The 22,157-nt window shown below is 54.1% G+C and carries 20 protein-coding genes and 3 pseudogenes; 19 read left to right on the top strand and 4 right to left on the bottom strand.

All coding sequences use genetic code 11. The features are described 5' to 3' along the window. Positions 1-26 precede the first annotated feature (26 nt). A complete protein-coding gene (locus DMG62_21475; protein PYY20895.1) occupies positions 27-284 on the bottom strand; it encodes a hypothetical protein in 258 nt (85 codons plus the stop codon). Between the two features lie 276 nt (positions 285-560). Here DMG62_21475 and DMG62_21470 point away from each other — a divergent pair, with 276 nt between their 5' ends. Continuing rightward, a complete protein-coding gene (locus DMG62_21470) occupies positions 561-1,736 on the top strand; it encodes a galactosyldiacylglycerol synthase (protein ID PYY20892.1) in 1,176 nt (391 codons plus the stop codon). Positions 1,737-1,750: 14 nt separating this feature from the next. On the opposite strand, the gene DMG62_21465 is transcribed toward DMG62_21470, so the two are convergent. Further along, positions 1,751-2,506, bottom strand: a complete 756-nt coding sequence (locus tag DMG62_21465; GenBank protein ID PYY20891.1) for a UDP-2,3-diacylglucosamine diphosphatase — start codon at positions 2,504-2,506, stop codon at positions 1,751-1,753. 268 nt (positions 2,507-2,774) lie between these two features. Here DMG62_21465 and DMG62_21460 point away from each other — a divergent pair, with 268 nt between their 5' ends. Continuing rightward, a complete protein-coding gene (locus tag DMG62_21460; GenBank protein PYY20890.1) occupies positions 2,775-3,125 on the top strand; it encodes an extradiol dioxygenase in 351 nt (116 codons plus the stop codon). A 190-nt stretch (positions 3,126-3,315) separates the two neighbouring features. Here the strand turns inward: DMG62_21460 and DMG62_21455 are convergent, their stop codons facing one another. Next, positions 3,316-3,495, bottom strand: a complete 180-nt coding sequence (locus DMG62_21455) for a hypothetical protein (GenBank protein ID PYY20889.1) — start codon at positions 3,493-3,495, stop codon at positions 3,316-3,318. A 280-nt stretch (positions 3,496-3,775) separates the two neighbouring features. Here DMG62_21455 and DMG62_21450 point away from each other — a divergent pair, with 280 nt between their 5' ends. The 9 genes and pseudogenes from DMG62_21450 to DMG62_21410 all read left to right on the top strand — a co-directional run bounded on the left by DMG62_21450 (position 3,776) and on the right by DMG62_21410 (position 13,491). After that, a complete protein-coding gene (locus tag DMG62_21450; protein ID PYY20888.1) occupies positions 3,776-5,983 on the top strand; it encodes a hypothetical protein in 2,208 nt (735 codons plus the stop codon). A 193-nt stretch (positions 5,984-6,176) separates the two neighbouring features. After that, positions 6,177-6,530 (top strand): annotated as a pseudogene (locus DMG62_21445) (RNA polymerase subunit sigma-24). A gap of 352 nt (positions 6,531-6,882) precedes the next feature. Next, positions 6,883-7,545, top strand: a complete 663-nt coding sequence (locus DMG62_21440; protein PYY20894.1) for a phosphoribosyl transferase — start codon at positions 6,883-6,885, stop codon at positions 7,543-7,545. Between the two features lie 8 nt (positions 7,546-7,553). Then, on the top strand, positions 7,554-8,876 hold the full coding sequence (locus DMG62_21435; GenBank protein ID PYY20887.1) for an erythromycin esterase: 1,323 nt from the start codon (positions 7,554-7,556) through the stop codon (positions 8,874-8,876). A gap of 100 nt (positions 8,877-8,976) precedes the next feature. Further along, positions 8,977-9,522 (top strand): hypothetical protein, encoded by a 546-nt coding sequence (locus DMG62_21430; protein ID PYY20886.1) that lies wholly within the window; start codon positions 8,977-8,979, stop codon positions 9,520-9,522. A 152-nt stretch (positions 9,523-9,674) separates the two neighbouring features. After that, positions 9,675-10,688 carry a short chain dehydrogenase gene (locus tag DMG62_21425; protein ID PYY20885.1) on the top strand — a complete coding sequence of 338 codons (1,014 nt, stop codon included), beginning with the start codon at positions 9,675-9,677 and terminating at the stop codon, positions 10,686-10,688. A gap of 99 nt (positions 10,689-10,787) precedes the next feature. Beyond that, positions 10,788-11,534, top strand: coding sequence for an alpha/beta hydrolase (locus tag DMG62_21420; GenBank protein ID PYY20893.1), 747 nt, complete (start codon positions 10,788-10,790; stop codon positions 11,532-11,534). Between the two features lie 41 nt (positions 11,535-11,575). Beyond that, positions 11,576-12,898 (top strand): annotated as a pseudogene (locus DMG62_21415) (hypothetical protein). Between the two features lie 161 nt (positions 12,899-13,059). Then, entirely contained in the window at positions 13,060-13,491 is a 432-nt protein-coding gene (locus tag DMG62_21410) for a DUF2784 domain-containing protein (GenBank protein PYY20884.1), read from the top strand. Between the two features lie 4 nt (positions 13,492-13,495). Here DMG62_21410 and DMG62_21405 read toward each other — a convergent pair whose 3' ends face one another. Continuing rightward, positions 13,496-14,380 carry a hypothetical protein gene (locus tag DMG62_21405; protein ID PYY20883.1) on the bottom strand — a complete coding sequence of 295 codons (885 nt, stop codon included), beginning with the start codon at positions 14,378-14,380 and terminating at the stop codon, positions 13,496-13,498. Between the two features lie 211 nt (positions 14,381-14,591). Here DMG62_21405 and DMG62_21400 point away from each other — a divergent pair. From DMG62_21400 to DMG62_21365, 8 genes and pseudogenes are all read left to right on the top strand, one after another. After that, positions 14,592-14,810, top strand: a pseudogene (locus DMG62_21400) (dodecin domain-containing protein). Positions 14,811-14,835: 25 nt separating this feature from the next. After that, entirely contained in the window at positions 14,836-15,516 is a 681-nt protein-coding gene (locus DMG62_21395) for a hydrolase (protein ID PYY20882.1), read from the top strand. Between the two features lie 24 nt (positions 15,517-15,540). Next, on the top strand, positions 15,541-16,122 hold the full coding sequence (locus DMG62_21390) for a hypothetical protein (GenBank protein PYY20881.1): 582 nt from the start codon (positions 15,541-15,543) through the stop codon (positions 16,120-16,122). A gap of 83 nt (positions 16,123-16,205) precedes the next feature. Next, positions 16,206-16,778 carry a NusG-like protein gene (locus DMG62_21385; GenBank protein ID PYY20880.1) on the top strand — a complete coding sequence of 191 codons (573 nt, stop codon included), beginning with the start codon at positions 16,206-16,208 and terminating at the stop codon, positions 16,776-16,778. A 49-nt stretch (positions 16,779-16,827) separates the two neighbouring features. Beyond that, the gene (locus DMG62_21380; GenBank protein PYY20879.1) at positions 16,828-17,877 is read left to right on the top strand and encodes a hypothetical protein; all 1,050 of its coding nucleotides are present in this window, start codon (positions 16,828-16,830) and stop codon (positions 17,875-17,877) included. A 10-nt stretch (positions 17,878-17,887) separates the two neighbouring features. Continuing rightward, positions 17,888-20,104 carry a hypothetical protein gene (locus DMG62_21375; protein ID PYY20878.1) on the top strand — a complete coding sequence of 739 codons (2,217 nt, stop codon included), beginning with the start codon at positions 17,888-17,890 and terminating at the stop codon, positions 20,102-20,104. Between the two features lie 63 nt (positions 20,105-20,167). Further along, positions 20,168-21,451, top strand: coding sequence for a hypothetical protein (locus DMG62_21370; protein PYY20877.1), 1,284 nt, complete (start codon positions 20,168-20,170; stop codon positions 21,449-21,451). Positions 21,452-21,498: 47 nt separating this feature from the next. Next, positions 21,499-22,157: hypothetical protein (locus DMG62_21365; protein ID PYY20876.1), on the top strand; the 659-nt coding region annotated here is incomplete at its 3' end.

Below are 22,157 nucleotides of genomic sequence, written 5' to 3'. Positions count from 1 at the left end.
TCGAGAAACGGCTTGTCGCACCAACTTCACAATCGGGTCAACCCATTCACCGACGGTGTGCCATCTTTCGCCTTGAACAACGGCTCATGGCCGGGGTTCGTGGCGCGCGGATATGTCGCGAAGTAGTGATCGAATGAAACGTTTTCCTGGAAGATCACCACAATGTGCTTGATAGGCGTTCTGAAGTTGCTGTCGTCTTTGTCCTTATCGGTGGCGTAGCTGCCCGATGTCAGCAGAGATGCAGAGACCGCAAGACTGACAACCGTCTTTAGCAAGGGTACGATAGAGGGCCATTTACTCGACACAAATTTGCTCCTTTGTTGAGTGATCGACGAAAAATCAGCGCATGCAACGCTGGAAGCGTGCCTGCAATGGGCATGACGATTTCTCAGCAAAGCTAATGAGCATGTGTTACTCGCCGATGTCGAAACAATGAATTGTGAGTGAAAGGCGGAGAGCCTCGTGGATCAACTTGTCGCTTAATCAGTCAGGTACTCTTTCACATCGCTTTAACAATCCCCAGATAAAACCTGAGTAAAGGCGGAGGGTTGAGAGGATTGATGCGCAAGTTGACGATCGTATTCTTTGATGCCGGTGGTGGACATCGCAACGCAGCCAATGCTCTGAAGAGTGTCATCGAGCGGCAGCAGCGCCCGTGGCAGGTCGAACTCCTGAATTTGCAAGAACTGCTTGATGCTATCGATCCTCTGCAGAAGGTTGCGCACATTCGGCTGCAGGATGGGTACAACCTGATCCTGCGCAAGGGCTGGACACGCTTGACTCCGCAGTTGCTCGTATTGCTGCACAGCGCAATCCGAATGTGGCATCGTCCCATCGTGCGCGCACTGGAGAGGTATTGGCAGCAAAACAAAGCTGACCTGGTTTTGTCCGTGATCCCGAATTTCAATCGCGCGCTCGGTGAGAGCGTTCATCAGGCCATCCCCAACGCTCCCTTCGTAACGCTCATGACCGACTTCGCCGACTACCCTCCGCATTTTTGGGTGGAACGCGAATCCGAATACGTCATTTGCGGTACACAGCGGGCTGTGGAGCAAGCGCTTTGTATTGGGGCACGACCAGAACAATGTTTTCTCGTTTCGGGAATGGTCTTGGCCCCTCGCTTTTACGATACAGTTCGCCTCGATCGGGACGTCGAGCGGCAAAGATTGGGATTGCACCCAAGCTTGCCCACTGCCCTGGTTCTTTTCGGAGGTCATGGTTCGCCCTCGATGCTAGGCATAGCCGAATCGCTGCAGCAAGCGAAAACTCCGCTGCAGATGATCATGATTTGTGGACGCAATGAATCCCTGGCAAACAATATCCGCCAGATCGCTGCGGCCAAGCCTATTTTCATCGAAGGCTTCACCAACAGGGTGGATTACTACATGGCGCTATCGGATTTCTTCATTGGGAAGCCGGGGCCGGGAAGCATCAGCGAAGCGCTGCATTTCAATCTGCCGGTGATCGTCACGCGCAACGGAAGCACCATGCCGCAGGAGCGCTACAACGCCGAGTGGGTTCAGGAAAACGAAGTTGGGGTAGTGCTGAAGAGTTTTTCCGAGATCCAGGCCGCCGTGCGAGATTTGCTCGACGACGGAAGACTAGAGTCTTTGCGCGCGAATGTAGCTGCTCGAAGGAACGTCGCTGTATTCGAAGCCGTCGATCTTCTGGCGCGGTTCATTCCCGCTGAGAACGTGCCCAACACAATGACGCAAGCGCAATTGGTGAGGGACTGAGTCTCGTGTCTGCCCTAGACTGCGTGCGCCGGCACCTCGGCATTATCCAATTCTTGCGTCACGGCCGGCAGCCTTCCCAGAACGAAACTTCTAATTTCAGCGCCTTCGCGATCGATGGTGATGTAGCTGCATCGCGCATCGTCGGTCCAAGATCCGCAGTTGTAATAGCGCACACCGTTGCTTTCGGCTTTCAGAGCAACATGCGTGTGCCCACAAAAGATGTATTCCGCGCGATGTTGTGCGGCATAAGCCAGCGCACCCGAGGCGACTTTACCGGAAAGCCGCAGCCAACGCGTATTCAGGCGATCGAGATAGCGCGAGATGATCCTTTTTCCGAAATCGAGCTTTTGAATCCAGAGGAATAAGGCTTCGCCAATTCGGCTGAGGATGAAGTTGTTGATCACGAAGCGATCGAACTGATGTCCATGAATCGCCAGGTAGCGATGTCCCTGGTATTCCCACAAGTACTGCTGATACACGGGGATTCCCACCAGATGCGACATGAGGTCCGAAAGCCCTAGATCGTGGTTGCCTTCAACCCACACTACTTCCACGTCTCGCTTCGGATTCGACAGCTTCCGGATATAGGAAAGAAACTGCCAATGTTCTTTCTTTAGCCGGCGGAAGTTCAAGTCATTGAAGATGTCGCCGAGCAGAACCAGCCGCCGAAACGTCGTCGACTTGAGCAACTCCAGCGCATCGCTGGCGCGGCTAATCTCCGATCCAAGATGAACATCGGAAAGGATGAGCGTATCGTAAGCGCGCTCCATACTGCGATTCTGAGGCCAATCGAGGATGTCGCAAGATTAATTTCCAAACAATTCTCAGCGCGGAACCCCGAATCGCAATGTGTTGCTCGGCCGTGCCGGGAACGACCGTGCTGCGGAGATGAAGGTGGTGGTGGGCGTATCGTTGGCAAATCCGGAAGTTGCGATTCTTTGATGGATAAGTTCCGGTTAGCCCATCATCCGCTGCTGGGGTTACGCTCCTGCGCGCAATCGTGACGGCCCAAAGGGTCGGCACTAGCAGAGGGACAAAATGATTTCAGCCGCTCATATAGTTGTCTACACTAAGAACGCCGAGGCAGACCGTGCATTCTTCCGCGACATACTGGGGTTCAAATCCGTGGACGCGGGTCATGGCTGGCTGGTCTTTGCCTTACCACCAGCAGAAGCAGCATTCCATCCGTGCGATGAGAACGGCACCCACGAACTTTATTTCATTTGCGACGATCTGAAAGCGGAGATCGCTTCCCTTGCCAAGAAACATGTTAAGTGTTCTGACGTTCAGGAAGCACGATGGGGCTCGATTACGAAACTGCGGCTTCCGGGTGGCGGCGCAATTGGTCTGTACCAGCCAAAGCATCCCTTAGCAATAGGCCTGAAATGACGCGCCCCTGTTCTGAATTCCTTGCCGCTCGGCATTTCCGCCGAAACAAGCTCAGCTGCTGCCAGCTAGCGGGCTCTATTCATAGCGTGTCCGGACCCCATCAGAAAATCGTAGATATGCTAACTTCCTTCTCTCAACGTTCCATAACTGCTCCAAGAACGCTTTTTTGCCAGTTCCATAACCGCACTCATCACAGTGCTTGTCCTGAAAGGGAGAGCACCTCGACCTGTTCACGGATCGGAATCTGTTTATAGGCCTTAGTCGGTCGTTCAAAGTACCCGAGAATGACCTCGCTAAAAGCTCCTATGGCGCTGATCTGTGCAGCCGCAGCACCAGAACGGGAATCCTCGAAGTCTCTACCCAGGCCCAAACCGACAGCATACAGATCCCCACCAGGGCTCGATGCCGGGCACTACTCTCAGATCTGATCAGGAGAAGTGTTTGCTCTTGACATCGCCTTTTATAGAACCCGGCGCTCGATAAGACCAACTCAGCAAAGCCACAACAGTAGGACAGAGTGGCGGCCTTGAAGTTATTCCTCGGGAGGAATAGCTTGCAGGTGCTTCGCCGACTTGCGTTCTCTTATCATGACGCGCATGAGACGTACGCCGGGAACGAAGTGAATACGGCGAGCTTTACCCTTATAAGCATTGTCAGCTCAGACGAGAAAATTTGCCCTCCTGGTGCTTGGAGTATTGCTGTCGGTTGTAGGGAGCTCCTTCGCCCAACAGAGCGTGCAACCTGTTGCGTACGCCACAAGAACCGATCATGAACCCAAACTCGACGGCAGCCTGAATGACCCGGTATGGCTTACCGCCAAGCCAATCACCGACTTTCATCAGCGGGAACCAAATGAGGGAGAGCCTGCAACCGAACGGACGGAAATCCGTATCCTCTACACTCGCCGAGACGTTTTCTTCGGAATCACCTGCTTCGAGTCAGAACCGGGACACGTACTGGCGACCGAGCTTCGCCGCGATGTCAGTCAAGGTTTCGACGACCACTTTGAAATTGTCATCGATTCCGCGCACGATCACCGAAACGGTTATGCGTTTCAGATCAATCCACTGGGCACGCAACGTGACGGTCTCATTATTGAAGAGAGCGGAGGCGGGGAGGAGGACTACGGCGCGTCATGGGACGGGATTTGGACCTCCGCTGCAAGGCGGACGGATTTCGGCTGGACGGCAACGGTGGCAATTCCGTTTTCGACTCTGAACATTATCTCTTCTAGCGACCTTGTCTGGGGTCTGAATTTCAAGCGCTTTATTCGTTGGAATAATGAGGAAGACCTATGGTCTGCATGGCGGCGCGCGTTTGGAATCACCAAAGTCAGCCAGGCCGGTGTGCTACAAGGCATTGCCGACATCAGCGGCGGGCGGCTGCTGATCATCAAGCCATACGTGCTCGGCGGCTTCCGGCACTTGCCACCAGCCGCGATTGGCAGCGGGTTGGAACCGGGCACATCCATTCAACATACGGGTGGCGTGGATGCAAAAATTGGTATTCGTTCGAATCTTGTTGCGAACCTCACCGCCAACACTGACTTTGCCGATGCCGATGTAGACATCGTTCAGTTCAATCTCACGCCCTACAAACTCTTCTTTCCGGAAAAACGGCAATTCTTTCTTGAAAATGCGGGAGTGTTCGAATTTCCACTCGGAGGCGAAGCCGACCGCCTCTTCTTCAGCCGACAAATCGGCATTGATCCTATTACGGGACAAGAAGTCCGGGTTAATGGCGGCGGAAAAATCACGGGGAAGCTGGCCGGTTTCGATCTCGGTCTGCTTGACATCAGCACACGTGCCGAGGGTCCAAATCCTGAGGCGAACTACGGCGTAGGCCGGGTCAAGCGCTCGCTCTTTGGCGAGTCCTACGTCGGTGCGATGTATGTGGACAAGCGTTCCGGTAATCCGGCTGATCCGCACAACCAAACCGGCGGATTGGACGCTCGATTCGTCGTTCACAAAGACTTGGTACTGACCGGCTTTGGAGTCCTGACACGCTCGCCAGGGCTGAGTGGCGGGCAGAACGATGCAGGCGGCTCGGTGAGCTATCGCACGGATTTCGTAGATTTCGTCGCCGAACGCCGCCGCATCGGGCAGAACTTCAACCCTGAGGTTGGTTTCATCGAGCGCAACAATTGTATGTGCGACTTCTCTGATCTAACGTTGAAACCGCGACCGAAATTGAAGGGAATTCGAGAGTTGCAGTTTGAGGGCTTCATCTTTCACGCGCCTGATCTGTCCGGCGTCTTGCAAACGCAGGAATGGCAAACGACATTCCGCGCGAATTTTCATAACGGCGCGTACACCGATGACGATATCTTCGACGTGTTTGCTCAGCGGATCAGCACGCCATTCAACATTTACAAGAATGTCGTGATCCCGGTCGGCATGTACAGATGGGCGCGACATCAGCTTACGTATGGCTCACGTCAAGACCGGAAATTCACTTGGCGCCTGTTCGAACGCTTCGGCACCTACTACAACGGACATCTGAATGAAGCGCGCGCGAGATGGTCATACCGAGCGAGTGAACACCTGTCTCTTGACTTCAGCGAGCAGTGGAATCGCTTCCGCTTGCCGCAGGGAAATTTTTCCGTCGTGTTCGGCAGCATCCAGACGAACTACGCATTCTCTCGCTTCCTGTTTCTCTCGACCGTGCTGCAGATGGACACCGCGAACACGCAAGCAGCCAGCGCCAACCTCCGCTTGCGCTGGAACTACCGACCTGATAGCGATCTGTACGTCATCTATACTGCGGGCCAACGCTTCGCCTCGCTCGCTGCCGCCAATCCCATCCAACTGATGGAGCACCGGTTCGCAGTGAAGTTCACATATTCGTTTTCAAAATGAAATGCGCCTCGTTTGTCGGCTTACTTCAGACACTTGCGCTGCGTTCTTCATTGCGCCGGAAGGGGTAACGCTCAATGGCGCAATTGAATTTTCCTTAATCAAGAGGTACTCGCCGCCTGCTCTATGCGCGCTCTGACTGCATGGCGTGAGTTAGCTTTCATGGTCTCATGTCGTTCCCGGACCAAGCCTGGCTGGATCGGACATGGCCGCTCTAGAAGCCCTCTTCGCTGAGGATGTTATCTCTACCTCGGATGGCGGTGGGATCGTGCGCGCGGCGCGAGTTCCAGTTTCCGGTCGCGAGCGCGTGGCGAAGTTCATTGCCACTGCTGCACATTTCTGGAACGGCGTGACGCTTGCCTGGGTTGAGACAAATGGACAGGCAGCCGTCCTAGTCTCGCGCGATGACGTTCCCGTTGCGCTTACGACCATTGATGCCTCCGCGCAAGGCATCGATCAGATCATGTGGATCCTGAGACCGAGTAAGCTCGTAGGGATCTCAAATTCAGGCCAAAGGTTGGGCCACGTGCCAGGACCGGCAGCCGCATAGCGCGCCCGATCGCAACAAAGTATCCGAGAATGACCTCTGTGCTTGGTTGTAAATCCACGATTTTCCGCCAGTACTGAACAAAGATGTGGCTGTGACACTGAATCCGCGAGACAGCCGATGCGCGTCTGGCAAGAGATCTCCGGGTCGCAGTGAAGAGGAAAAAGCCGGAGGACATCCCCAGAAGGACTCTTAAGAACCGAGAACCCATCAGACTCTCGGGGATCTGCCAACTTCCGTCAACCTGGGTTACCTCTCAACAGCTCCGGCCATATCGGCGCGGTTGGCAACCAGTGATGACATCCGCTTAACGAGAGATTGCATCCTCACAACTGCATCGCACAAACAGGATCTTCTGACTGTGTTATTTCAGGATCGCAGAGAAGCAGGCCGGGTATTGGCGACGGCCCTCGAATCATTTCGGGACCGGCCTGATGTAGTTATATTGGCACTGCCGCGTGGCGGCGTACCAGTCGCTTATGAGGTGGCTCACTACCTGGACCTTCCACTCGACATTTTTATCGTGCGGAAACTCGGAGTTCCAGGACACGAAGAGTTGGCAATGGGGGCAATCGCTAGTGGCGGGACAGTTGTTGTGAACCGATCGGTCGTCGATGAGCTTAGTATCTCTGACGCTGAAATTGAAACCGTAGCCAAACGTGAAAAGCTGGAAATCGAACGTCGCGAGCGCGAGTATCGCGACGGACATCCTCCCATGGAGGTTGAAGGCCGAACCGCAATTTTGATCGACGATGGCCTGGCAACAGGAGCGAGCATGCGTGCTGCTGCGCGTGCCCTCCGACCCCGAGCGCGAAAGGTGATCGTAGCGGTACCCGTTGCCTCGCAATCGACATGCAATGAATTCCGCGCTGAAGTTGACGAGATCATCTGCGCCACCACGCCGCAGCCATTCTTTGCAGTGGGAATGTTCTATCGCGATTTTCAGCAAACTAGCGATGAGGAAGTCCGCACACTGCTGTCACAAGCTCGAGGCAGAAGTTCGTGGAGGGCCGCTTAGAGGAAGGCATGCTGTCCGCGAGCATTCTCGGCGAGATCAATCGGATTGCAATACCAATCACCTTCAGTCCCGCTGATTATGATCCACTGCTTCAGTGGATCGGAGATCGCGATCTGGTGCTGATCGGAGAAGCGTCGCATGGAACGCACGACTTCTATCGCGAGCGGGCGCTTATAACGCGGCGTCTTATTCAAGAGAAAGGATTCCGAGCACTTGCGATTGAAGGTGATTGGCCACACGCGCATCGCGTACACCAGTTTGTGCGCGGGATCGGCGAAGATGCCAATGCTTATGACTGTCTAGGTGAGTTCACGCGATTTCCTGCCTGGATGTGGCGCAACACCGACGTGCTCGCATTCGTCGATTGGCTTCGAGGATTCAACGATAGGATTCCAAAACGAGAGGACCGGGTCGGATTCTACGGTCTCGATCTTTACAGCATGCACTCCTCAATTCATGCCGTGCTTTCTTATCTGGACAGGGTGGATCCCGAAGCGGCACAGAGGGCGCGATATCGATACGGCTGCTTCGATCATTTTGGAGAGGACACACAGGCATATGGTTACGCTGCGGCATTCGGTTTATCCAAGGATTGCCAGAATGAGGTAATTGGGCAATTAGTCGAGCTACGCCGCCGCAGCGCTGATCTGGCTTCCCGAAATGGGCGTGCTGAGCCGGAGGACTATCTCTCTGCAGAGCAGAACGCACGTCTCGTGCAGAACGCCGAACGCTACTATCGCGCGATGTTTGCAGGGGGGGCCGAATCGTGGAATGTGCGCGACAGGCACATGGCGGAGACGCTTGCCTGGTTGCGCGCAAATCGACCGAAAGGGAAGACAGTGGTCTGGGCGCACAATTCGCATCTAGGCGATGCCCGGGCGACAGGCATGGCTGTTCAAGGCGAGGTGAACCTCGGTCAATTGGCACGCGAGCGATGGAACAATAACGTCTTCCTGCTTGGATTCACTACACATTCTGGAGAAGTGACGGCAGCCTCGCGATGGGAAGCTCAGGCGGAACGAAAGCGGGTCCGCATGGCACTGGAAGGAAGCTACGAATCATTGTTCCACCAGACGCGCATTCCTGCATTCGTGCTTTCGCTGTGGGATTCCGATCTGGCTCAAGCATTGCGAGGTCCGCACCTGGAGCGTGCAATTGGTGTGATCTATCTTCCCGAAACTGAGCGTATGAGCCATTACTTCAGGGGTCGCCTTCCAGAGCAGTTCGATGCGGTCATCCACATCGACAGAACCAAAGCGCTGATTCCGTTGGAGCGAACGAGCACGTGGGAAGCGGGTGAGACACCAGAAACTTATCCATTTGCGGTTTGAAGAGCCGAATTCACCAGGAAATCTGCGCTGATCGCGGGACATCTCGGCTTGCATTTCGCGATTCTTTTGATGAAGTACTCCACCGCGTCAGGAGGCAAATATGGGTGCTGTACCAATCCAACCTTTGCCGGAACCGTCCGCTCCCAGTCTGGGAATATGGACTGATTACACAAAAGAACCATGGCCACTCGGCGGATACGCAGCGCTCATTGCGGCTTACGTTGGGGGCACCTCAGCCCTGCTGATCTCAGCAGCGAAAGCAAATAAGCTACCGCAGGAGATCAACGTCAAAGATATCCTGCTGTTGGGAATTGCGACACACAAGCTGACGCGCATCATCACCAAAGACTGGGTGACGAGCCCACTACGAGCGCCTTTCACGCGCTACGTGCGAAGTCTCGGAGCAGGTGAGCAGAGCGACGAGAGTCGTGGATCGGGCGTGCGAAAAGCAATCGGCGACCTCATTACATGCCCCTGGTGTTCGGGACCTTGGGTGGCAACGACCTTGATAGGTGGCATGCTGTTTCGTCCGCGCCTCACCCGCGCGATTGCGGGCATGCTCGCGTCAGTGACGGTTTCCGATTACTTACACCACGTTTGGGATTTCACTCGCGCCGTAAGCAAGAAACGTGTGGAAGAAGGTTAAGTCGATCCAAAGCATTTATCACGGGAGTTTGCTTCATGCATATCTGGCTGCACATTCAGAGTTACGAGAACCCAGAGAGCGACGCGGGAACCTACTACGTCTGGAATCGCGACTAACCAAAGCTGCATGATCGATAGTGTAGGAGGAGATGTGTGCTGCTCAAAAAACTAGAAGAATCCGTTGCTGTTATCACCGGCGCTTCGAGCGGGATTGGACGCGCAACCGCACTGGAGCTTGCAGAGCGCGGGACTACTGTCGTTCTGGCCGCCCGTCGCGAAGCCGCGCTGCGTGAAGTGGCGGAAGAGTGCCGGCGGTTAGGGATCCGGGCTGATGTTATTCCCAGTGACGTCAGCGATGAAAATGCTGTTCGAGAGTTGGCGCGCCGTGCGATCGAGGCCTTCGGCCGGATTGATCTCTGGGTCAACAACGCTGCCGTAACTGTATTTGGACGCTTTGAAGAGACGCCATTGCAAGCTGCGCGGCGGGTAATCGACGTCAATCTTTTCGGTTATATCCACGGAGCGCGTGCAGTGATCCCCTATTTCCGGGAACAGAACTCTGGTGTGCTCATCAATGTGGCTTCACAGGTTGCAAAAATGGGAGAGCCGTTCGCCAGCTATTACGTAATGACGAAGTTCGCCATCCGAGGGCTTGGAGAATGTCTCCGTCAGGAGCTGAGGGACACGCGCATTGACGTTTGCACTCTCCTGCCGGCTGCGATCGATACTCCGCTCTATCAGCAGGGAGCGAATTACACAGGAAAAGTCGCCAAACCGATGTCGCCGGTTTATGACGCTCGTATGGTCGCGCGGGATCTGATCAAACTTGCTGAACATCCGCGACGCGAGATGCATTCCGGAATGAGTGGGCGCGTGGCTTCGGTTGCGCATTCGCTTGCGCCAGGACTCGTGGAGAAAGTAGCGGCGCGCAAGGTGGAAAAAGAACACTTTCTCGACAAGCCCGCCGAACCGAGCGAAGGGAACCTCTTTACTCCGATGCCCGAGTTCAACTCAATCGGCGGTGGATGGCAAGCGCGTGAAAAACCCAGTAGGACGCCTTTGCTCCTCGCTGCCGCAGCGGTTGCTTCCGTGATAGGAACGATGACCTGGTGGTTGCGCCGCAGGCCGCGGGGCCTGCGGAAGGTCATCGATCGCATGGTGGCATAGATGCCAAAAGACACTCTATGGATCGAGCGCACCTGGACGCAACGGCAGGTAAAGACCGGATGGATAGAGAGCCAGTGGACGCGAGTGGGCGATTTCCGCATGCACGCCCGCGTATCAACCAGCCCCGCTCGATACGAGTCACTTCCGGTTGTGCTTGTCCACGGAATCGGTATCACTAGTCGCTACTGGGTTCCAACTTCGGTCTTACTCGCTCCCTGGTTCCGCAACTACGCTCCCGATCTCCCTGGTTTTGGTCTTAGCGACAAACCACGCCGCACTCTGCAAGTGCGGCAGTTGGCCGACTGGATGGCCGCATGGATGCGTGCAAGGAATATCGCCGGCGCCGCTTTGGTGGGAAACTCCTTTGGCTGCCAGATCGTCGCCGACTTTGCCGTGCGCTATCCGGAGTTGCTTTCCTGCACCGTCCATATCGGACCTACGACTGATCCTAAAGGACACACGGCTCGTGAACAGGTCCGCCGATGGCAGCGGAATAATCCAGGCGAGCCATTCAGCCACAAAATTGTCTCTTATCGCGATTATTGGGACTGCGGCATCCCACGCGTTCTGCGCACATTCGCAAATTCTCTCGACGACCACATTGAACGCAAGCTGCCCCACATTCGCGTGCCCTCGCTAGTCGTGCGCGGCTCCTGTGATCCGATAGTCCCGCAACGCTGGGCCGAAGAGGCAACTCGGCTCCTCCCGAAAGGAAAATTGGTCGTTATACCGGGAGCATTTCACACGGTTAACTTCAGCTCTCCGCTTGAACTTGTGCGCGTAATGAAGCCCTTCCTTATTGAGGTAAGTCGCTCCCTGGAGCAGCACCAGGAGAAAGCCGCGTGAACCCCGGTAAGTACATCGCGGACTTCGATTCGGCAACCGCGATGTTGCGTGCTTTGAGCCTATTCCTAAAAGACAGGGACTTTCCCATGCTGGGAACGCAGCCCATTACCATACCCGCCTACGTTCTGGTAAACCGCCTTCCTCGATGGCTGCAGGAAAAGGTATACATCTTTGGGGGCTGGATTGAGGCGATCCGTCCGAAGCAGATGGAGCAGATCAACGCTCAGCAGATGTCGAGCTGGGCGGCAGACCATTACCCAAGACGTGAATATCCGATGGTTGCAATCGGCTCTTCGAACGGTGCTGCCATACATCTCTTTGCCGCGCTGGGCATTCCGTGGCTTCCGCAGACCTTTCTTATTCCAATTCGGCACGAAGCACTTGACCCGGATGATCCAGGCAAAGCGATGGAGCACTTTCTCCCTTTAGGAGAGACACTGTTGCGGCGCAATCCGGAACTGCAGCTTCATCATATGCACGATGCCAACCAGGATCGGCTCATGATTCAGACTATGGGATATTTCCGAGTTAAATTCCGTAGTCTCCCCGCAGGGTACAAAGAATTCTTGGTCAATAGTCTCAAACCGGGAAGCGCGATTCTGCTGATGGAATGTGATCTTAAGTGGCCAGTGACTGCAGTGAACCGGCGATACTTCTTTCAGCATGGCGCGTTGGGTGGACTTGAACCCGGTGAATACGAGCACGGAGGACCTCAAGTTGAACATCTTTTGCGCTCACAGGGGTCTACGCGTACGCACTGGGATTGGCCCCCAACCGACACAGAAGCTCCAGAGGCGGAGTGGGGCTTTGAATCGGCCTGGCGCGAAGAGATTGAACTGCTGGCACGTCAACGAGGCTGGCGTGTAATTCGAATGTTGTTCAATCAACCTGAGGACCTAAGTCCTGTGGTCGCAGATTTCTATCGCTGGTGGTATGCCCAACGTGGGCTGCCGGCAAGTCGACTGCTCGTAAGTTCTTTCATCCTCATGGAACCGTGGTGGACCTTGCGCACGGGCTCTGTCCCTTTTTGGATGGTCTTCAACACACAGCGTTCGGCCGATGCGCTGAGCAGTTATCTCCAAAGCCGGAGTGCGTTCAATGACATCTATCTTTCGTTGTTTTCGCACGGCGTCGAATCTGCTGGTGTTGTTCCCATCTCGAAGTGGAGATACTTGCTCGATCAGGCTACGAAACGAGGGGAATTTCTAGGTGTAGATCCTGAAAGCTATCCGCGCGACTTCGCGATTTTCGTTCGCCATCATCTCGCTGCCAAGCGAATTGAAGCACGTTACGGAATGCCCGGTCCGATCTCTTGGAACGTATTCGAAGACTTCCTTGTGAGTTCTGAGAAAAAGTATCGCGTGCGTCTCTTTGAGAGCACATTTTCTCCTGGCCTTTCCAGAGTACTCCGGCAGGAATCGGCTGCATAGGCCATCTGTTTCCCTGCACCAGTCCTATCTCGCGCTGATCTAATGAGCTCTGGTTCAATCCAGACGATTGTCAGCGCTGTCACTGAAGGGCCTTGATGACTGCCAATAGCTCCGGGATCTATATTGAACTGGCAGACGTAGTGTTGTTTCTTCACGCTGTCTTCATCGCGTGGATGAGCTTTGGCGCTCTCTTGACGCGTTCGCATCCTCTTTTGAGAAGATTGCACATTGCTTCGCTGATTTGGGGAATTCTGATTGAACTGTTCCCTTGGACGTGTCCACTGACCTACTTTGAGAATCTCCTGGAGGCCAAGGCTGGAGTTGAACCATACCAGGGTAGCTTTTTGTTGCACTACTTGGACAAGATTGTTTATCCAGACATTTCGCCAGTAGTTCTTACACTTGCCGGAGTACTTGTTTGCGCTGCCAATCTCAGTATTTACGCTCGGCGCACTTTGCTCTCTGCAAGGAACAGCAAGAGGGTTGAGCGATGCGATATGGCATTGCTATTCAGCGGGCACTCTTGACGTTTCAGCTTTGTGGCACTCGCGTGAGCTGCGTATCGATCCATTGCGCCTCATCGTTAAAACCAACCTCTCGGCAAAATTCGCGAAGATGGGCATATCGGGATATCGGATCGAAGCTGATACTCCAATAAAGCTTTCTCAGATCCACGGGACACAGATGCGGTGGACGTGCATCGCTTTCGGCGAGATGATTCGAGCCGTTCATGATGCACCGGAAGTAGATGCAGTGGGCAATTCCGAACATGTGTCCCGTCTCATGTGCCAACACCTTGCAGCTTCTCCGAAGTATTAGTTGCCCCCGATCCGATGAGTCTTCACCATAGAAGAGCGGATCATAGCGGGCGAAACTATAGACTCCGACACGATCTCGCAATGAAGCTTCTCCAAAGACAAAGTTCCAGGATGGATCAGGATATAGATCTTGCATCGTAATTCCGAGCAAGCAATATGCATCGCCGGGAAGTTGAGTCGATAACAGGTGCAAGATATCTGCGGTTAGAAGTTGGCGCTTTCCCGAAGACGAATTGATACGGCTTGTGATCCCAGCCGTTCTGTAATCGATTTCCTCCCGAACGTGAACTGGCATGGCGAAGAAGGCTTCCGTCCACTTCTTGAGGTCACGCAAGGATGGCCCAGGCGCAGAGAACCGTTCCAAAGGTTGCAGATAAATAGTGCGCCGAATTTGCTCTGGGCGGTTTGGATGTGAATCTAGGAATTGTTGAAATGTTTGTCCCGGCTCAGGATGATTGGCCAACCAGTCCTGCGGGCCGGGAACGTTGATCGGGTCAAATCCGTTTGCATTTAATAGTGCGCGAATGCTTTGTGGCACTGCTTCGAGGCTTCCTATCGCTTGCTGTCGGTTGTGCGCATTTGGGAGGTTTACCTGCATTTACTTTTCGAAGACTTCAAATGCGAACAGCATGAGTCTCAGCCGTACAGCTGGGGTGTAGCTTAATCGGAGCTCAGCAATGTCTAAAGCGCCAACTAAGGCCTTGATCACTTCGAGACATCTCTGCTCGAAAATGAGGGCATCGCAACCGCATGTCGGAAGTGTGGCGGTACGTTGGATTTCCGGCAATTCGTTGCACGAGTTTGAAGCTATGTCGGTAGCGCGCGTAGTCGAGATCAGTTCCACATCCGACTAAAGTCTTGAGGATGCGGTTGCACAAGGTATCAGCCGGGCTTCCAAAACCCTTCGCGAGATTCGGAGCGCGTGGGTTAAGGAACAGGAAGTGCAGGTTCAGAACAATAAGATCGCAGCATATAAGGTAGTGATGAAGGTCACGTTTGTGCTCGAGGACACCGATGTAATCATTTGATTCCGCTTACGAGGGTTAATCCTATATGGACACTACTCAGGCCTTGCCAGTGCAGATTGTTGCCGGTGACGCCGTCTTGCAAGGCGATCTGCACGTCCCCGCGAACGCTGGCGGCATTGTTCTCTTCGCTCACGGAAGCGGCAGCAGCCGACATAGTCCGCGTAATCAGTATGTAGCGAGCGTACTGCAGCAGGCGGGGATCGGTACATTGCTTCTCGACTTGCTCACTGCAGATGAAGAGGAAGTCGACCTCAGGACTGCCCAACTGCGATTTGACATTGAGCTGCTGGCGAACCGCTTACTGCACGCTACTCACTGGGCTAGCAAGCAACGTCATTTGGAGAGCCTCGGGATCGGATACTTCGGAGCAAGCACCGGAGCGGCAGCTGCCTTGATCAGCGCGAGCAAGATACCGGAGGAGATCGGAGCAGTAGTCTCGCGAGGTGGCCGTCCTGATCTGGCTGGATCTGCCCTTGGCGGTGTTCACGCACCTACTCTTCTCGTCGTCGGCAGTGAAGATCATACTGTTTTGGAACTGAACCGGAGAGCAATGTCGCAACTGCGTTGCGAGAAGAAGCTCGAAATCCTTCCCGGCACAAGTCATTTGTTCGAGGAACCCGGAGCACTCGAGGAAGTAGCGCGACTTGCGCGCGAATGGTTGGAACAGCATTTACCGCGACGCGATAAGCGGACCCAGGCCGCATGATCTACATTCAGCGCAACCGCGAGCTTGTCGCAGACTTCTGAGCTGGTCCGAGCTGGCGCTCATTTGACGGCTTTGACCGGAATTTATCCGCTGCATTCTAGTCGCGCAGGGACTCGCCCTACCAATCGAATTGGTCCGAAGTCGCAACAATCAATACAACATCAGATTTCAATTTTCTTTGCCGGCCAGATAACTGGGAATCGAGCAGCAGTTTTGAAGCAAGCCGTCTATTATCTCGCGCTGTACCGCTTGAAAATTGATTGGTACGTTCGAGACTCAATCGCGGCAGGCGCGTTGTTTCCGTGTAGCCGACGTCCAGTGCGTGCGGCGATCAGTAGGCAGCGGCTCTCCCGAGCGAGCAGCGTCACATTGCGCCAGTGCAACGGTTATTGTGCAACGTTAAGCTTTTCTCAAGCGGAATTTCTGATGAGAGGCGATAGTGATGTCACAAACTTCCGGATCCAGCGACAACCCTTCGATGAAGCACTACAGAGCCCGCCCAAGATGACGTGGCAGATTTTGGCGCAAACACCAGAGACAACTCTGGATGCAGAAACAAAATCAAAGGTTAATGTTGCGGTTATCCAGCTCTTAAGTGCGCTTTGAGAACTCTTCCGTGGTTCTGTGGAAGGGACGATTCTAAGCGAGACGGCGAAGCTATACGTCTCTGAAGCGGGGGACCTCGCTCAATGTTAGGATCAGCAGTTGGATCGGCTGAGAGTTGGTACGCAGTGTATACGCGTGCGCGTCATGAAAAGAAAGTGGCTGTTCAACTGCAACAGCATTCAATCGAGTTCTTTCTTCCGCTCTACAAACAGGAGAAACGTTGGAACAACGGCTTGAGAGTGCAAATTGAATTGCCTCTGTTTCCCGGCTATCTGTTTACTCGAATACCTCTTAGTCGACGTCTTGAAGTTCTCAAAGTGTCAGGAGTGGTTTCTTTCATCTGCGCTGGAAATGCCTGTCCTGTAGCTCTACCCGTTAGCGACATCGACCATCTGAGAATTGCCTTGGATAAATTCAAGACAGAGCCACATCCATTCCTCACGATCGGCCAATCAGTACGAATTATTGCCGGGCCGTTAACAGGCTTAGAAGGTATCCTGATCGCGGCTAGAAATCAGTCCAAAGTAGTTCTATCCATCGATCTTATCAAGCGATCGGTCGCGATTGAAGTTGATTCTGCCGATATAGAACAGTGCTCCACTAATCTCTCGATCGAGGCGCGCCGGAGCCCTGCAATGTATCGCTGTGCGGCGTGACCGATCTTCGCGTCATAACACCTACTCCTTAGATAATCCCATAGTAACCATGGAGGTCAAACGCATGCTCACTGACGTGCGAACAAAGGTGTCTACCTGTGTAATCGCGGCGGCAATGTTTTGCTGTCTTGACACGGCTCGCACGCAAACCTCCAACGAGCGCACGTTACATGCACCGGACTCTTCCAGCAGACTGAGTGTGAGTTCCAGAGATTATGTAGTCAGTCCGGACGATCTGCTCGATATCTTTATCGTGGACGTACCTGAGTTATCGCGCCAGTATCGAATAAGCACTAGCGGTCAGCTCAATTTCCCGCTTATCACGAAGGCGATCGACGCGGCGGGTCATACGCTCGACGCTCTATCATTGACATTAAGGGATTTGTTGCAGCAATCGGGTACGCTGACCGATCCGCGTATCACCATCAGTGTTAAGGAGTCGCGACTGCACTCCATCGCGATCACCGGGGCTGTAAAGAAGCCTCAAATCTATGAGGTGATGGGGCCTACCAGGATTCTTGATCTGCTGTCCCTGGCTGGTGGCCTGGCCGATAACGCTGGGCCGGCAGTCAGAATCACGCGATCATCTACCTGCGGTCAAACTGAAAATGCAAGCGGGCAAAACTCCTCGCCAGAGATCGCGGTAACGCAGGAGGTAACCACCCTCAATCTGAGAACTCTTCTGTCAGCGCCAGATGCAAAACTCAACGTGAATGTTTGTCCTGGGGACTGGGTAACGGTTCCCCCTGCCGATGTTATTTACGTAGTTGGAGCAGTACATAAGTCAGGCGGATTTGAACTTACTACCGAGCACGACAAACTTTCAGTCATGCAAGCCATTGCACTGGCAGAGGATCTTAAGCCGACTGCCAGGCGAAACGATGCACTGATCATAAGGCGGAACAGCTCCGTGCCCAACGGCCGCATGCAGATTGCGGTAAATTTGCGCAATATTTTTGCAGGCAAGAGCCCGGATGTTCCTCTGCAACCTGACGATATCCTCTTTGTTCCCGAAAGTGCTGGCAAGAAGGCTCTAACGCGAGGCGCCGAAGCGGCAATCCAGGTTGCCACTGGAGTTGCAATCTATAGGCCCTATTGAGAGGACCAGAATGACGAATCCGCTGATGAAGAGTGATCCCGCAACGCGCAGGGAACTCGTCGATTACGAGATTGCGCCACACGCTACTCCAGAACCTATAACGATTTCTCCGCGCTATTATCCGGCTCCAAACTCCGGCCCAGAAGCGGGATCGCTGGCCCTCTACTGGAACATCTTGCTTCGCCGCCGATGGAGCATCCTCGCCGTAGTATTTCTGGCTACGCTCACCGCCACACTGGCATCGCTAAAGATGAAGCCGATTTACAAGGCCACCGCGCGCATTGAAGTTGAAGCGGACACCCCACAAACGCAAATGCTCAATGATCGCTACCAGCAATTGCAGACCGACCAGGATTTCTTGCGCACCCAGGTCCAAGTTTTGCAAAGCGACAATCTGGCTTGGCGAACGATTGAACAGCTCGGGCTTGCCGACAACCGGATGTTTGCTGACGAGAGCCGAGTTATCGACGCACAAGCCCACAAAATGAAACTAATCGAGACATTTAAGAGGCAGCTCAGTGTTGAATTGGTTCCGGGCAGCCGGGTAGTTCTCGTCGGTTTCGAGAGTCGCGATCCTGAACTAGCCGCTCGGATAGCCAATACCCAAGTGGAAAACTATAGCGACCGTAATTTTCGCCAAAAGTATGACGCCACGCGCCAGGCTGCCGGAAAAATGGAAGAGCAACTCGACGAGCTCAAAGCCAAGGTCGAGAAGTCACAACGCGCGCTCGTCGAGTACGAACGTCAGAACGCAATCCTCAGCATAGGAGAGAAGCAAAATGTGGTCCAGCAACGGCTGGGCGAAATCAGCACTAATTTCACTCAATCGCAAAATGACCGCATTCAAAAGGAAGCACTCTACAATCAGATACAGGCAAATCCGGATCAGGTACCCGCCATAGCCAACAATGAGGTAATGCAAAAGCTGGAAGAGAATTATGCCAATCTTCGCGGCCAATATGTTGAGGCGCTGAATCAGTATGGACCAAACTATCCAAAGGTACTTCGTCTCGACAAACAAGTGAAAGAGGCGAGCGCGTTGATCGCAGCGGAACGCGGAAGAATAGCCCAGCGGATCCGGAACGAGTATTTTGCAGCCGCTCGCCGGGAACAGCTCTTGGGCGCGACTCTAGCCGAGCAAAAGAAAGAATCAGGGAATTTCAACCGCTTGCTGATTGAGCATGACTTATTAAAGGGAGACTTCGAAGCTAATCAGCAGCTCTATCAGCGGCTGCTTCAACGTGTTAAAGATGCTACGGTCATTGCCGGCTTAAGCTCGACCAATATTCACATTGTGGATCCCGCGCTCGCGCCGATCATCCCAGTGAGGCCGAGAACGCGACTTAACATAGTGCTCGGTTTGCTTGTCGGAATGATTTTCGGGAGCATGCTGGCCTTCATTCAGGATTCATTGGACAACTCGCTGAAGAGCCCTGAAGAAGTGGAAATGCTGATCGCGACGCGCGCGCTGGCCCTGATACCGATGAAGCGTCTTACCCGGGCAGAAAGGCTTCTGGCAACCAACAGGAGTATCAATGCAAGAGAGAACGGAACTGCACTACTGAATGTGGCGGCGCAGACCACTTCCGAGCAGTCAGAAGCTTATCGGGCGCTGCGCACGTCGGTGCTATTGTCTGTAGCTTCTCGTGCGCCCCAAACCGTTCTTATTACCAGTGCCAAAATAGGAGAAGGCAAGAGCAGCACTGCATTGAATCTCGCCATGGCATTGGCGCAATGCGGCAGTTCGGTCGTACTGCTCGACTGCGACTTGCGCAAGCCAATCCTTGCCCGGCTCTTAGGAATACAAAACGAGCGTGGCATGAGCACACATTTAACTGGGCACGACAGCATCGACGACGTCATTCAGCAGTACGGGGAGCAGCCCAACCTGTGGCTCATTCCGTCGGGACCCATCCCGCCCAACCCGGCTGAGCTGCTTTGCTCGGAAGCGATGGAATCGCTTTTTGCCGAGCTCAGGCAACGGTTTAAGCACATCATCATCGATTCTCCGCCGCTCCTTGCGGTCACCGATGCGACGGTCCTCGCAAGCGCCGTGGATGGCGTCATTCTGGTCGTCGAGAGTGGAGTTACACCCAAGAAGTTTGTAAGTCGAGCTCGCAATATTCTCGATGGCGCCAATGCCCGCCTATTGGGCGTCGCATTAAATAAGGTACACATGCACCATGACGGATACTACGGCTCATATTATTCCGGGTATCACGCCTAGCCTCCTTAGACCGCAAGCTTCGCAGCTCTGTCCTTATCTTACTGTCCATCGATCAATGTTCTCATGACCCTGCATTCTCGATTTTCGCGCATTGTATTTCTGTTATTAGTGCTTGCAGGCGGGCTGTCTTTGACTTTGCTGGCTGCTCGCGTAGTTATTGCGCAGGAGCTGGCGCGCTCGAACGATATCTCGAACTTGATGTGGAGTTTGCGACTCGATGAAAACAATGCTGCCATCCATGATCGTCTTGGATTGGCTTATCAATGGAATCTGAATGATAGCTCCTCCGCAATACGGCATCTTCGCCGTGCCACCGTCCTCAATCCATACCAAGCGGCTTACTGGGTCGATTTGGGAAATGGCTGCGAATTGGCAGGTGATCTCGATTGCGCTGTACACGCATTCGCCAGCGCGGTGCGGCTTGCGCCACAACGCCCTGACTTTGAATGGAACAAAGCCAACCTCGATTTGCGCATTGGCAGCAGCGACCAAGCTCTGAAGGATTTTGCCCGGTATCTTCAGTTGGATTCTTTCGCATTGCCAAGAAGCTTTCTCGTGCTGGACCGGGGATTCAATGATCCACTGCTGGTATGGCAGCGAGTAATTCACACGCTTGACGATCCTAAGAGCGAACTGACCTATCTGGACCTTGTAAAGGCCTATCATCCTAAGTTTCCAACCGACACTATGTGGAAGCAGCTCATCGCCGAACGTCATCCGTTCCCGGCCGCTGCTGCGATTCCATACGTGGATCGCCTTCTGAAGATTGGGGACTACGTCGACGCGGAACACGCCTGGTCCGATCTAAAGGGGGTAGGAGCAGTCCAGGACAGCTCGCGTGCTGACAACATGGTTTTCAATGGAGATTTCCATCAAACTCCGCTCAATGGTGGCTTCGACTGGCGTTTGCAGGAACAGCCATTTCTCAGTGTTCAGTTGGCTGCTGGATCCGCATGCGAAGAAAGCCGTTGTTTGCACGTCAGCTTTCCTGTTCCTACAAACTCTGATTACGAAGCGGCTTACCAGATTGTGCCGGTTCGCCCGAACCAGAGCTACATCTTGAGCGCAGACATGCGTTCGCAGGAAATCACGTCGGACAGCGGCCCCAGATTGCGCGTTGTTGATCTTGAATGTCAGACGTGTCTGGACGCCGCAACCGCCCCAGCAATAGGCACGACCGCCTGGCATAAAGAAGAGTTGACCTTCATTACTGGCCCGTCAACCCGCTTAATAAGAGTATCCATTTGGCGCCCGCGCAGCCGGGTGTTCCCAATGGAGATCAGCGGCGATTTCTGGTTGCGCGCCATTACCATGCGCGCTGAGGAATCCGCACGAATCACGAGCTAACAGCAGTGAGAGCAAGCGCGTAAACGAAGCTGTCGCTTGATCCGATCATGAGAAGTACTGGAACGGTCTCAATTCCGTTGCGCTCACCGCAAGTGACGCTTGCGCTGCCGGACCGCGGGCCCTATAGCGCAGAGGCCATCTGGTTCAACGCAGCGCGCTTCATTTTGATGGTTGTTCTCTTCTTGGCGCCGCTGGCCTTCGGCGCGGTTGAACCCTGGGCCTTCGGCTCGATCATCTTCCTGATAGTGGCAGCATTGTTTTGCTGGGCAGCAGGCTGCGTGAGCGAGCAGCGGATCGTGCTGCTATGGACCCCAATTTACATTCCCGCGCTGCTGTTTGCGGCGTTCGCCGCAGTGCAACTCTTTACCGGCCGAACCGCAGACCGCATCGCCACTCGGGACTCTCTGCTCGCATGCTCCGCCTATTTGCTGGTGTTTACCTTATCGGGAAGTTTATTTAGCTACCGTGGAACGCGGCAATGGTCGCAGTTAGGACAAGCGGTCACCATCTATAGCCTCGTGTTGTCACTGTTCAGCATCATCCAGTTCTTTACCGCTCCCGAGCGCATCTACTGGACGGTCATTCCACGCTGGGGAGGCTCCATCTTCGGTCCGTACGTCAATCACGATCATTACGCCGGACTCATGGAGATGATCTTTCCCATTACGGCAATGTTTTGGATCACCCGGCCGCGGGACGACGCCTG

Source organism: Acidobacteriota bacterium, from assembly GCA_003225175.1.
Classification (GTDB): Bacteria; Acidobacteriota; Terriglobia; order Terriglobales; family Acidobacteriaceae; genus Gp1-AA112.
This window is presented reverse-complemented; position numbering and strand designations above follow the sequence as displayed.